The 13,149-nt window shown below is 66.9% G+C and carries 8 protein-coding genes and 1 tRNA gene; 4 read left to right on the top strand and 5 right to left on the bottom strand.

Annotated features, from left to right (window positions below):
- Positions 1 to 141 precede the first annotated feature (141 nt).
- The 3 genes from HT102_RS10865 to HT102_RS10855 all read left to right on the top strand — a co-directional run bounded on the left by HT102_RS10865 (position 142) and on the right by HT102_RS10855 (position 6,719).
- Positions 142 to 225 (top strand) — tRNA-Leu (locus HT102_RS10865).
- A gap of 466 nt (positions 226 to 691) precedes the next feature.
- Positions 692 to 5,278 (top strand): glutamate synthase large subunit, encoded by a 4,587-nt coding sequence (gene gltB, locus HT102_RS10860; RefSeq protein WP_192039457.1) that lies wholly within the window; start codon positions 692 to 694, stop codon positions 5,276 to 5,278.
- Positions 5,271 to 6,719, top strand: coding sequence for a glutamate synthase subunit beta (locus HT102_RS10855; RefSeq protein WP_192039456.1), 1,449 nt, complete (start codon positions 5,271 to 5,273; stop codon positions 6,717 to 6,719). The genes gltB and HT102_RS10855 overlap by 8 nt, the downstream gene beginning before the upstream one ends.
- A 232-nt stretch (positions 6,720 to 6,951) precedes the next feature.
- Here HT102_RS10855 and HT102_RS10850 read toward each other — a convergent pair whose 3' ends face one another.
- The 4 genes from HT102_RS10850 to rraA form a co-directional block, all read right to left on the bottom strand.
- Positions 6,952 to 8,556, bottom strand: coding sequence for a Na/Pi cotransporter family protein (locus HT102_RS10850; RefSeq protein WP_192039455.1), 1,605 nt, complete (start codon positions 8,554 to 8,556; stop codon positions 6,952 to 6,954).
- Positions 8,557 to 8,574: 18 nt separating this feature from the next.
- Entirely contained in the window at positions 8,575 to 9,870 is a 1,296-nt protein-coding gene (locus HT102_RS10845; protein WP_192039454.1) for an alpha-hydroxy-acid oxidizing protein, read from the bottom strand.
- Positions 9,871 to 9,896: 26 nt separating this feature from the next.
- Positions 9,897 to 10,265 (bottom strand): DUF5313 family protein, encoded by a 369-nt coding sequence (locus HT102_RS10840; RefSeq protein ID WP_225443543.1) that lies wholly within the window; start codon positions 10,263 to 10,265, stop codon positions 9,897 to 9,899.
- 92 nt (positions 10,266 to 10,357) lie between these two features.
- On the bottom strand, positions 10,358 to 10,840 hold the full coding sequence (gene rraA, locus HT102_RS10835; protein ID WP_408611347.1) for a ribonuclease E activity regulator RraA: 483 nt from the start codon (positions 10,838 to 10,840) through the stop codon (positions 10,358 to 10,360).
- A 159-nt stretch (positions 10,841 to 10,999) separates the two neighbouring features.
- On the opposite strand from rraA, the gene HT102_RS10830 reads away from it, so the two are divergent.
- A complete protein-coding gene (locus tag HT102_RS10830) occupies positions 11,000 to 12,553 on the top strand; it encodes a succinic semialdehyde dehydrogenase (protein WP_192039452.1) in 1,554 nt (517 codons plus the stop codon).
- A gap of 104 nt (positions 12,554 to 12,657) precedes the next feature.
- Here HT102_RS10830 and HT102_RS10825 read toward each other — a convergent pair whose 3' ends face one another.
- The gene (locus HT102_RS10825; RefSeq protein ID WP_192039451.1) at positions 12,658 to 13,083 is read right to left on the bottom strand and encodes a CsbD family protein; all 426 of its coding nucleotides are present in this window, start codon (positions 13,081 to 13,083) and stop codon (positions 12,658 to 12,660) included.
- Between the last annotated feature and the right edge of the window lie 66 nt (positions 13,084 to 13,149).

Raw genomic sequence — 13,149 nt, 5'->3', positions numbered from 1 at the left:
GCTGATGCCATCGTAGGTGCAACGAGCACCATGGCGGGGCGCCGAACGCAGGTCTTGGCCGAGCCGTGACACGCGGGATCCCTATCGTGATCTGCTGTTTATCCTTTGGTGTTGAATCGTGCTACTGTGTTCCGGTCGCTCGGGCGAGTGGCGGAATAGGCAGACGCGCTGGCTTCAGGTGCCAGTGTCCGAAAGGACGTGGGGGTTCAAGTCCCCCCTCGCCCACATCGTTGGCCGCAGCTGATCATGATCGCTGCGGCCAACACCTATTTCTGGTCCTTGCTGATATGCCGCCGGTCCGGTGGATGCTTGGGTTGGCTGGTGCCCCGCTCCCTTATTGCGGCATACTGGACAACGGTGAGGTGCCACAGGCAAACGATGCAGATCGGGCTGTGCCGCATCTCATAGCATTACCGATCAAGATCCGAATATGCACTGGTCAGGCGAGTAATTAAGCTATCCTAACTTGCCCTGACCATGGCCTCCTGCCTTATCGTGGGGGCTTGAGCTGAGCGCAACGGAGCAAACAGTTCGACGGACGAGCGCGCAAGCACAGGCTGCGGATCATCGCCACCTGACGCCTTCGGTCCACAATCGCCGTAGCGTGAGCGTCCGTCCCACTCGGGTACCTGGTCCTACCGGATCCTGCACCGCGAGACATTGACCGTCATCCCAGCCGCGAAAGCGGCCTATGAAGCAGATGCCCGGCCGGAACGGCCTCTATAACCCCGCTCATGAGCGCGACTCGTGTGGCGTGGCGTTCGTCGTCGACATGCACGGTCGGCGCAGCCGCGACATTGTCGACAAGGCGATCACTGCCCTGCTCAACCTCGAGCATCGCGGTGCCGCTGGCTCCGAGCCCAACAGTGGCGATGGAGCGGGCATCCTCATCCAGGTTCCCGACCGCTTCTACCGCGAGGTCGTTGAGTTCGAGCTGCCCGAGGAAGGCGCCTACGCCACCGGCGTCGGCTTCTTCCCGCAGGGCGCATGGGCCGCGAAGAAAGCGCGGACCGCGTTCGAGAAGCTCGCGACCAGCGAGGGCCTGAAGGTGCTGGGATGGCGCGAGGTCCCCGTCGATGCCTCCGGCCTCGGCCGCATGGCGCGCGATGCGATGCCGAGCTTCTGGCAGCCCTTCATCAGCTCCCCCGACGCTTCGCTCATGGGCCTCGACCTCGAGCGCCGTGTCTACGTGCTGCGCAAGCGCGCCGAGCACGAGCTGGGCCAGGAGGGGCCCGGCGAGGACGGCCCCGGCCAGGAGACGGTGTACTTCCCGAGCCTGTCCCCGCGCACCATCGTCTACAAGGGCATGCTCACCACCCCGCAGCTCAAGGAGCTCTACCTCGACCTGCAGGACGATCGCGTCGAGAGCGCGCTCGGAATCGTGCACTCCCGCTTCTCCACGAACACGTTCCCCTCGTGGCCGCTCGCGCATCCCTTCCGGCTCGTCGCCCACAACGGTGAGATCAACACCGTCAACGGCAACGAGAACTGGATGCGTGCCCGCGAGGCCCTCATCAAGACCGACATCTTCGGCGAGGGCGCGCTCGAGAAGATCTTCCCCGTCGCCACGCGCGGAGCCTCCGATACGGCCCGCTTCGACGAGGTCCTCGAGCTGCTGCACCTCGGCGGGCGCGAGCTTCCGCACGCCGTGCTCATGATGATCCCCGAGGCGTGGGAGCATCACGAGACCATGGATCCCGCGCGCCGCGCGTTCTACCGGTACCACTCCTCGCTCATGGAGCCATGGGACGGCCCGGCGTCGGTGTGCTTCACCGACGGCACCCTCGTGGGCGCCGTGCTCGACCGCAACGGCCTGCGCCCCTCCCGGATCTGGGTCACCGATGACGGCCTCGCCGTCATGGCCTCCGAGGTCGGCGTGCTCGACATCGACCCCTCCAAGGTGGTCAAGCGCATGCGCCTGCAGCCAGGCCGCATGTTCCTCGTCGACACCAGCGAGGGCCGCATCGTCAGCGATGACGAGATCAAGTCCGAGCTCGCCGCCCAGCAGCCCTACCAGGAATGGCTCGACAAGGGCCTCCTGCCGCTCGACAAGCTCCCCAAGCGGGTGCACGTGCACATGCCGCACAAGCGGGTGCTGCTGCGCCAGCGGGTCTTCGGCTACACCCAGGAGGAAGTGAACATCCTCCTCTCGCCGATGGCGCGCACCGGCGCGGAAGCGATCGGCTCCATGGGCACCGACACCCCCATCGCTGTGCTCTCGGCGCGACCACGGTTGATCTACGACTACTTCCAGCAGTTGTTCGCGCAGGTCACCAACCCGCCGCTCGACGCGATCCGCGAGGAGCTCGTCACCAGCCTCGGCGGGACCATCGGCCCCGAGGGCGACCTACTCAACCCCACCGCGGCATCCTGCCGGCACATCCTGCTGCCGCAGCCGATCCTCGACAACGATGACCTAGCCCAGCTCATCCACGCCAACGACGACGGCACCCTGCCCGAGTTCCGCTCCGTGGTGATCTCCGGCCTGTTCAAGGTCTCCGAGGGCGGCGAGGGCCTGCGCAAGGCGCTCGCGGAGATGCGTCGCCAGGCATCCGACGCCATCGAGGGCGGCGCGCGCATCATCGTGCTGTCGGACCGCAACTCCAACGAGTACTACGCGCCCATCCCGGCGCTGCTGATGACCTCGGCGATCCACCACCACCTCGTCCGCGAGAAGACCCGCACCAAGATCGGCCTGATCGTCGAGACCGGTGACGCCCGCGAGGTCCACCACATGGCGCTGCTCATCGGCTATGGCGCCGCGGCGATCAACCCCTACATGGCCTTCGAGACCATCGAGGACCTCGTCGAGCGCCGCCAGCTCAACGGCCTCGACTTCGACACCGCGGTGAAGAACTACATGAAGGCCGCCGGCAAGGGCGTGCTCAAGGTGATGTCCAAGATGGGCATCTCCACGCTGTCGTCCTACACCGGCGCGCAGCTGTTCGACTGCATCGGCATGTCGCAGGAGCTTCTCGACGAGTACTTCACCGGCACTACCTGTGCCATCGAGGGAATCGGTCTCGACGAGATCGCCGAGAGCGTCAGCCGTCGCCACGCCATGGCCTACCTCGACCGCCCCGAGGAGCGCGCGCACCGCGAGCTCGAGATCGGCGGCGAGTACCAGTGGCGGCGCGAGGGCGAGTACCACCTGTTCAACCCAGACACGGTGTTCAAGCTCCAGCACGCCACCCGCACGGGCCAGTACAAGGTCTTCAAGGAGTACACCAGCCTCGTTGACGATCAGTCCGCGCGGCTCGCCTCCCTGCGCGGCCTGTTCAAGCTGCGCGAGGGCGTCCGCGAGCCGGTCCCGCTCGACGAGGTCGAGTCAGTCGAGGACATCGTCAAGCGCTTCTCCACCGGCGCGATGAGCTACGGCTCCATCTCCGCCGAGGCCCACGAGACCCTGGCCATCGCCATGAACCGTCTCGGCGGCCGTTCCAACTCCGGCGAGGGTGGCGAGGACGTCAGCCGCTTCACCCCGGACGAGAACGGTGACTGGCGCCGCTCGGCGATCAAGCAGGTCGCCTCGGGCCGCTTCGGCGTGACCTCGCACTACCTGACCAACTGCTCCGACATCCAGATCAAGATGGCCCAGGGCGCCAAGCCTGGCGAGGGCGGGCAGCTGCCCGGCCACAAGGTGTACCCCTGGGTCGCCGAGGTGCGTCACTCCACCCCGGGCGTCGGTCTGATCTCGCCGCCCCCGCACCACGACATCTACTCGATCGAGGATCTCGCGCAGCTCATCCACGATCTGAAGAACGCCAACCCGGGCGCGCGCATCCACGTCAAGCTCGTCTCGGAGATCGGTGTCGGCACCATCGCCGCCGGCGTCTCCAAGGCCCACGCGGACGTCGTGCTCATCTCCGGCCATGACGGTGGCACCGGCGCTTCGCCGCTGACCTCCCTCAAGCATGCCGGGGCCCCGTGGGAGCTCGGCCTCGCCGAGACGCAGCAGACCCTCATCATGAACGGCCTGCGCGACCGCATCGTCGTCCAGGTCGACGGCCAGATGAAGACCGGCCGCGACGTCATCATCGCCACCCTCCTCGGTGCCGAGGAGTATGGCTTCGCCACCGCGCCGCTCGTCGTGTCCGGCTGCATCATGATGCGCGTCTGCCACCTCGACACCTGCCCGGTAGGCATCGCCACCCAGAACCCAGCCCTGCGCAAGAAGTTCGTGGGCAAGGCCGAGTTCGTCGAGAACTTCTTCCGCTACGTCGCCGAGGAAGTTCGCGAGTACCTCGCCGCGCTCGGGTTCCGCAGCATCGACGAGGCCGTCGGCCAGGTCCAGATGCTCGACCTCACCCAGGCGATCGATCACTGGAAGGCCAACAAGCTCGATCTCAGCCCGATCCTCGTCCAGGCAGAGTCGTTCTTCGAGGGCCAGGCCCTGCACCAGACGCAGATCCAGGATCATGGCCTCGACAAGGCGCTCGACAACACCCTGATCGAGCAGGCCAAGGCCGCGCTCAAGGATGGCACCCCGGTCACGATCGACACCAAGATCACCAACGTCAACCGCACCGTCGGCACCATGCTCGGCCACGAGGTCACCAAGCGGTACGGCGGCGAGGGCCTGCCCGATGACACCATCTCGATCACCCTCACCGGCTCGGCCGGCAACAGCTTCGGCGCCTTCGTGCCCAAGGGCATCACGCTCAAGCTCAACGGTGACTCCAACGATTACATCGGCAAGGGCCTTTCCGGTGGAAAGATCATCGTGCGGCCCAGTGCGCAGGCTCCCTCCGACTTTGTTGCCGAGCAGAACATCATCGGCGGCAACGTCATCCTCTACGGCGCCACCAAGGGCGAGGTGTACCTCCGTGGCATCGTGGGCGAGCGCTTCTGCGTCCGCAACTCCGGCGCCACCGCCGTCGTCGAGGGCGTCGGCGATCATGCCTGCGAGTACATGACCGGCGGCCATGCCGTGATCCTCGGCAAGACCGGGCGCAACTTCGGAGCAGGAATGTCCGGCGGTGTTGCCTACGTCTACAACCCCGAGAAGTTGTTCGAGGACGACGTTAACCCGGAGATGGTCGATGTCGAGGATCTCGATGCCGATGACGTCAAGTGGCTGTACGACTCCATCGAGCGGCACCACGAATACACCGGCTCCACGGTTGCCGAGGGAATCCTGAAGAACTGGTCGCAGGAGGTCACCCACTTCGTGAAGGTGATGCCACGCGACTACAAGAAGGTCCTTCAGGCAATCGAGACCGCCAAGAGGATGGGACATGACGTGAACGAAGCAATCATGGAGGCCGCTCGTGGGTGATCCAAGAGGCTTCCTCAAGCACGGCCGGGAACTCCCCGTCCGGCGGCCAGTCGCGCTTCGCCTGCTGGACTGGCACGAGGTATACGAGCCATTCGACAAGAACCTCCTGCAGACGCAGGCCGGCCGCTGCATGGACTGTGGCATCCCCTTCTGCCACGAGGGCTGCCCGCTCGGGAACATCATCCCCGAGTGGAACGACCTCGTGTACAAGGACCGGTGGAGGGAAGCGATCGACCGCCTCCACGCCACCAACAACTTCCCGGAGTTCACCGGGCGCCTGTGCCCCGCGCCCTGCGAGGCCGCCTGCGTGCTCGGCATCAACGAGCCACCTGTCACCATCAAGCAGGTCGAGGTCGAGATCATCGACCACGCCTTCGAGCAGGGCTGGGTCGAGCCAGTGCACCCGCGCCACACCACCGGCAAGTACGTGGCAGTGGTCGGCTCCGGGCCCGCCGGCCTCGCCGCGGCGCAGCAGCTCACCCGCGCCGGGCACGCGGTGACGGTGTACGAGCGCGCTGACCGCATCGGTGGCCTGCTGCGCTACGGCATTCCCGAGTTCAAGATGGAGAAGCGCCACATCGATCGGCGCATCGCCCAGATGGAGTCCGAAGGCACCATCTTCCGCACCGGGGTCAACGTCGGCGTGGACCTGCCCATCGAGCAGCTGCACAGCGACTTCGACGCGGTCGTGCTCGCCGGTGGCGCCACCATGTGGCGCGACCTCCCCATCCCCGGGCGCGAGTACGAGGGCATCTACCAGGCGATGGAGTACCTCCCCATCTCCAACCGGGTGCAGTTTGGTGATATCGATGAGCCCACCATCTCCGCCAAGGGCAAGAAGGTCGTCATCATCGGTGGCGGCGATACCGGCGCGGACTGCCTCGGCACCTCGCTCCGCCAGGGCGCCGAGGTCGTGCACCAGTTCGAGATCATGCCGCGGCCCCCGGAGGAGCGTCCCGACGCCAACCCGTGGCCGACGTACCCGATGATCTACCGGGTGTCCTCCGCGCACGAGGAAGGCGGCGAGCGCGTCTACTCCGTCAACACCGAGGAATTCCTCGGCAAGGACGGCAAGCTCACGGGCCTGCGCGCGCACGAGGTGAAGATGGTCGACGGCCGGTTCCAGAAGGTCGAGGACAGCGACTTCGAGCTCGAGGCGGATCTCGTTTTCCTCGCGATGGGCTTCGTCGGCCCCGAGAAGAACGACCTGCTCGACAAGCTCGGCGTCGAGTACACCGATCGTGGCAACGTCGCGCGCGACGCCAACTGGGGCTCCACCGTTCCTGGCGTGTTCGTTGCTGGGGACATGGGTCGTGGCCAGTCCCTCATCGTCTGGGCGATCGCCGAGGGCCGCGCCTGCGCTGCCGCGGTCGACCAGTACCTCGAGGGCAGCACCGCGCTCCCCGCACCGGTGAAGACAACCACCATGCCGATGCGCTGACGCGCGAAGCAACCACGAGGGCCCCGGGCACACCCTGTCCGGGGCCCTCGTTCGTGCTTGGCGTCGGCGCGGGCGCTCGGTGCGGGTGCTCGGTGCGGGTGCTCGGTGCGCCAAACGCACCGGATACCGTCAAACGCGATAGAAATGGAGCGGGTTTTCGCGCCGTTTCTATCGCGTTTGCGGCTCGGCCCAGCGGCCCGGCGGCTCGGCCCGGCGGCCCGGCGATGGGGCACTACGGCTGCATCGAGTGATCCGCCGGATCCCGGCCCTCGGGCCCGAGCTCGCGCGGATCCTCCTCCAGCAGCTCCCGCGCCTCCACGGCCTTCTTCACGATCCGCCGGATCACGCTGATCGCGTTGAGCGCCGCATCCATGTCAGCCACCTCCACCGAACCGCCCGCGCCCGCGGCGAGCAAGCTCGCGCGCAGCTCGCGATAGCATTCGTCGGCATGAGCAGCGGAGGGCGGCTCGCTCGCTCCGGTGAACGGATGCGACGCCCGTATCGCGTCGCGAGCAGCCTCGATGTAGGGATCATCCCGGCCCAGCACGGCAGGCCATTGCGCGAGCGGCTCGACGAGCAGCGCGATCGTCTCGTAGCTGCGCTTTGCCCGGAGCACATCGGCAAGCCTCCGCGAGGTGTCCTCCGCGACATCCTCCCGGTTCATGCGAACAACGAACTCGTTGACCGCCGCTGATAGGCCGAGCACGTCCTCGCGGACCAGGCGCGCCCTCTCCGCCGGGAGCTCGCCCGTGAGCGCGTGCAGCACCCCATCGACAGCGGTGGTCCCGAGGCGCCGGGTCTCCTTGCGCATCGCGTGCACGGCGAGCTCCGGGATTGCCGCGACCGTGTCATCGAGGTATCGGGTATGGATTCGCTCATCGCGCGCCATGAAGCGCGATTCCAGCCATCGTGCCATCCGTCGCGCGAGCGGCACCATCAGAAGCACGCCGAGCGCGTTGAAGCTGGTATGGAACAGGGCCAGCGTCACGGCGGGGGAGTCATCACCGAGCACGCCCTCCTGGAACGCGAGCAGCGCTGGCAGCAGCACCGGCAGCAGGAGCAACGCCGCGGCCCCGGTGATCAGGTTGAACAGGATGTGCGCGCCGGCTGCCCGCTTGGCATTGCTGGTCGCGGCGAGCGCCGCGAGCACTGCTGTCGCGGTGGTCCCCACGTTCACCCCGATGGTGATGATCGCCGCGCCGTAGATGCTGATCACCCCGGTCTGCGCCGCGGTGAGGGTGATGGCGAGCGCCGCGCTCGACGACTGCATCAGCACCGTTAGCCCGAACCCCATCAGCAGCAGGAGCAGGATGCTCAGCGGATCGCTGCCTGAGGGGAGCTCCACGGCATCAGCGACACCGGCGAAGGCGGACTGCAACAGGTCGAGGCCAAGGAACAGCACGCCGAAGCCCGTGAGCGCGGTGCCCAGGCCTCCCCGGCGCCCACGACCGCCGGTGAGGTAGAGGACCATGCCGATTGCCACGACGGGCAGCGCGAACGCCTCGATCTTGAGCTTGAACCCGATGATCGCCACCAGCCAGCCTGTCATCGACGTCCCCAGGTTGGCGCCGAAGATGACCCACAATGCCTGCCCGAACGTGAGGAGGCCAGCATTGATGAAGCCGATCAGCGCGACGGTGACCGCCGTGGAGCTCTGCACCAGCGCGGTCACGAGCACGCCGGAGGCAAGGGCGCGCGGGGGATTGCGCGTGAAGCGCCGCAGGATGTCTTGCAGCAGGCTGCCCGCAGCGAGCTTCAACCCGTCGGTGAGCATCACCATGCCGAGGAGGAACAGGCCCAGGCCCCCCGCGAAGGCTCCTGCTGATTCGAGTGACATCCGGCCTCCTGCCTGCCGCTAAGCCTGGGGCACGATCGCCTCGGACGTGATCTCGCTGATGGTCCGCAGGCCGCTGAGGCCCATGGTCAGATCAAGCTCGGCCCGGAGGTTGGCGATCACCTCGGAGACGCCTTCGCTGCCCGCGAGCGCGAGGCCCCAGGCGTAGGGCCTACCGATGAGCACGAGGTCCGCGCCGAGCGCGATGGCCTTGAGGATGTCCGCTCCGGTTCGCACGCCGCTATCGAGCATGACCCGCATGTCGCCCGCGGCGGCCTTCACCGCCGGCAAGGCATCGAGGCTCGCGATCCCGCCGTCGATCTGCCGCCCGCCATGATTGCTGACGACGACGCCATCGATGCCCAGATCAGCAGCCCGGCGCGCATCATCGGGATGCAGGACGCCCTTCAGCACGATCGGCAGGCGCGTCAGGTCGCGCGCTGTGGCGATATCGTCCCACGTCAGCGACGGCCGGGAGTAGATGCGCAGGAAGGTCTCCACGGCGGCGCGGGGCTGCGCGGACAGCAGGTTGGGCAGGAACCGGCCCGGGTAGTGCTGCGTCATGCTGACGAGCGTGCGCACAGTGTCGCGGGTGAGCCGCACATCCGGCTTGCCGACGGGCTCGTGGAGGATGCGGTTGCGCACGATCCGGGCGAAAACGGGATCGCTGGTGTACTGCGCGATGCCCTGGCCCTGGCTGAAAGGCAGCGAGCCCCGGTTCAGGTCACGGGGGCGCCATCCCAGCATCGTGGTATCGAGCGTGATGACCAGCGCCTCGGCACCGCAATCCTCGGCCCGGCGGATGAAGCTGTGCACGAGCTCATCCTCGGTGCTCCAGTAGAGCTGGAACCAGCGCGGCGAGCTGCCCATCGCAGCGGCGCAGTCCTCCATCGGCACCGATGCCTGGTTGGAGAAGATGAATGGCACCCCGGCCTCGGCGGCGGCGCGCGCCACGGCCAGGTCTGCTTCCTCGTGGGCGAGCTCGAGCACCCCGCTCGGTGCGAGAGCTATGGGTGCGGGCAGCTTCTGGCCAAACAGCTCCACGGAGAGATCCCGCGCCGACACATCCCGCAGCACGCGTGGCACGATCGACCATCGATCGAACGCGGCCCGGTTGGCGCGCATGGTGGCCTCGGATCCCGCTCCTCCGGCGAGGTACGCGGCGGCCTTGCCGGGCAGGACGGCCATCGCCGCTTCCTCGAGGCCGGCGGGATCGGTCGGCACGGCGGGCGCGCGACCGCTCACCCCGTCGCGGTAGATCCGGTCCTGGCGCTGCCGTCCCGCGTTGATGCTGTCAGGGCTCTCCGACTTGCTCACAGCACGAGTCTAGGCATGCGCCCGGGCTAGTGGCCGAAGCGACGCTTGTACTCGGCGCGTTCCCGGTCCTTGCGCTCCTGCTCCCGGCGCGACATCAGGCCGGGGTCGAGGTCATGGCTGATCAAGCGGTGCCGCCGGTAGACGTAGGTCAGGGCGATCAGGAAGTAGACGTACGGGATGAGCAGCAGCATCATCATCGAGCCGATCACCCACAGCGGGCCCGGGATGAGCAGGAACAGCGCGAGCAGCGGGATCAGCGGCAGGAGACCGCGAACGATGTAGCGGCGGGTCGCTCCCGGGCCGGTCAGGTCATGCTCCACCCAGTCATGCAGATGAGGAGGCAGCACCCGGCCGAACGCATAGCCGATGCGCTCGCGCGGGGTGGGCCGCGCCATCGGTGTCACGATCCGCGGATCTCCGACGGGGGAGGCCTGGTCGCCCGGGGGAGGCGAGACAAACCGTGCTCGCCTCCCGCGACGGTGTCGTGTCATGGCGTCACGACGACCACGCCATCGTCATCGCTGTAGACGACGTCACCGGGGTTGAACGTCACGCCACCGATGGTGACTGGCACATCCCGCTCGCCAGCGTTGGTCTTGGTGGACTTGCGCGGATTCGTGCCGAGCGCCTTGACGCCGATGTCCATGGTGCGCAGCATCGCCGCGTCGCGCACCGCGCCGTTGATGATGATCCCCGACCAGCCATTGCCACGTCCGAGCTCAGCGATCACATCGCCGACGAGAGCGGTGTGCACGCTGGCGTCACCATCGATCACCAGCACGTTGCCATTGCCTGGCTCGCCGAGCACGGACTTCAGTAAGGCATTGTCCTGGAAGCACTTGACGGTGGACACGGTGCCGGAGAACTTGGGGCGGCCACCGAGCTGGATGAACTGGGTATCGCAGCTTCGAATGCCGGGACCGATCTCATCGGCGAGATCGGCGGTCGAGGAGAATTCCACACTGCTCACGAGCATCCCTTCGCGGTTGGGGCAGGACTATTCCATCAACGGTAGTACAGGCCACCCCGCGCATCGCGTCGAGCATGCCGGGCTGGGTCCGATTCCGGACATGGGCGAGTAACCTGGAGTTGATCCGACAAGTCCATCTCCGACCCAAGGAGAAAGTAGATGCCTGCTCCGTCAGCCGAGACGTTCGCGCGCCTCGCAAAGCTCGTGGCGATTCCCGATGCGGCCAACCGGGAGACCCGTCCAGTGACCGAGACGTTCACCGGTCGCGAGCTCGCGACGATCCCGGTCGGCACGGCCGAGGATGCGGTCGCTGCCGTCGAGCGGGCCCGCGCCGCGCAGAAGGAATGGGCGAAGGTCCCGGTCGCCGAGCGCGTCAAGATCTTTCACCGCTATCACGATCTCGTGCTCAGCCGTCGCGATTCGCTGCTCGATCTCGCCCAGGCCGAGACCGGCAAGTCCCGCGCCGCGGCCCTCGAGGAGGTCCTCGATATCGCGATGACGGCCCGCTACTACGCGCGCAATGCCGTGAAGCTGCTGCAGAAGAAGAGCGTTCAGGGCCTTTTCCCCGCATTGACCAAGACGTCGGTCAACTATCGCCCCAAGGGCGTCGTGGGGATGATCACGCCGTGGAACTATCCGATGACGCTCGCCGTGTCGGACGCGATCCCGGCGATCATCGCCGGCAACGCCGTGGTGATCAAGCCGGATAGCCAGACCCCCTACTGCGCGCTCGGTGTCGCGGAGCTGCTGTACGAGGCGGGCCTGCCAAAGGACCTGTTCGCGGTCGTGCCGGGTCCGGGGTCCGTCGTGGGCACCGCGCTCGTCGAGAGCACGGACTACATCATGTTCACCGGCTCCACGGCCACGGGCCGGCTCCTCGCGGAGCAGTGCGGGCGGCGTCTCATCGGATTCTCCGCCGAGCTTGGTGGCAAGAACCCGATGGTCGTCACCAAGGGCGCCAACCTCAATCACGTCACCGAGGCGGCGCTGCGCGCGTGCTTCTCCAACTCGGGCCAGCTGTGCATCTCGATCGAGCGCATCTATGTCGAGGAGGCCGTGGCGGATGACTTCGTCAAGACGTTCGGCGAGAAGGTCAGCAACCTTGCCCTCAGCAATGACTACACCATCAGCTCGGCGATGGGCAGCCTGATCTCCGAGTCGCAGGTGCAGAACGTGCAGGCGCACGTGGATGATGCGGTAGCGAAGGGCGCGACGGTCGTGGCCGGCGGCACGGCTCGCCCGGATCTCGGTCCGCTGTTCTTCGAGCCGACGGTGCTGACGGGCGTCACCCCGGACATGGATGTATTTCGCGCGGAGACCTTTGGCCCGCTCGTATCGATCTATCCCGTCAAGGACGTCGAGGAGGCCATCGAGATGGCCAACGACACCGAGTACGGGCTCAATGCAAGCGTGTGGGCATCGAGCGACAGCGAGGGCGAGAAGATCGCCGAGCGCATCAACACCGGCACCGCGAACGTCAACGAGGGCTATGGCCCGGCCTGGGGGAGCCTGGGCGCACCGATGGGTGGCATGGGCGTCTCCGGCATGGGACGCCGCCACGGTCCCGAGGGCCTGCTCAAGTACACCGAGCCCCAGACCGTGGCGGTCCAGCGCATCCTGGACCTCGGTGGTCCGAGCTGGCTGGACTCGAAGTACTTCTCGCAGGCACTGCCCTACGGCGTGAAGGTGATGAAGTACATCCCGGGACGCTAGAGCGTACTGCGGCATGCATGGCATTGGCCCCCTCTGCACTTGCAGAGGGGGCCAATGCTTCCTAGCTCACCGGGCGGGCAGGTTTCCTGCCGCTGGCGCGTGGCTCAGCGATTGCGGATCGCCCGCACCACGAAGAACAACACGATGGCAGCGACCACGGCGGCAGCGGCGGCCCCTGCCTTGCGGGTATCGGCCTCATCAAGCTCGGAGAGCGAATCGAACGTGGCGCGCCGCAGCTCAGCGACCTTGTCCTCGACCGAGGTGCGTGCCTCGGTGGCAGCGGCACGGCCACTCGTGAGGGCCTCGTTGGTCTTGTCCTTGACCGATGCGGACACCTCGGAGGCCCGTGCGGCAGCATCGTTGGCCTTGGCGCGCGCGGCTTCGGAAGCGTTCTTCACGGAATCCTTGGCGTTCGCCGCGGCCTGCTCGGTCTGGCCCTCGGCCTTGAGGGACTTATCTCCGGCGACGGACCCGGTGGCTTCCTTCGCCGCGCCCGTGATCTTGTCAGTGGTGTTCTCGAGGTCTGCCATGCGTCGCTCCTTCACGGGACTGTTGTTCAGTCCGTCATTGTGTTGGGTACCGGTGTGACTCGACTC

Origin of the sequence: Lolliginicoccus lacisalsi (genome assembly GCF_014841105.1) — a bacterium.
Lineage (GTDB): Bacteria > Actinomycetota > Actinomycetes > Mycobacteriales > Mycobacteriaceae > Lolliginicoccus > Lolliginicoccus lacisalsi.
The sequence above is the reverse complement of the archived record's forward strand: the minus strand, read 5'-3'. Positions and strand labels throughout refer to the sequence as shown.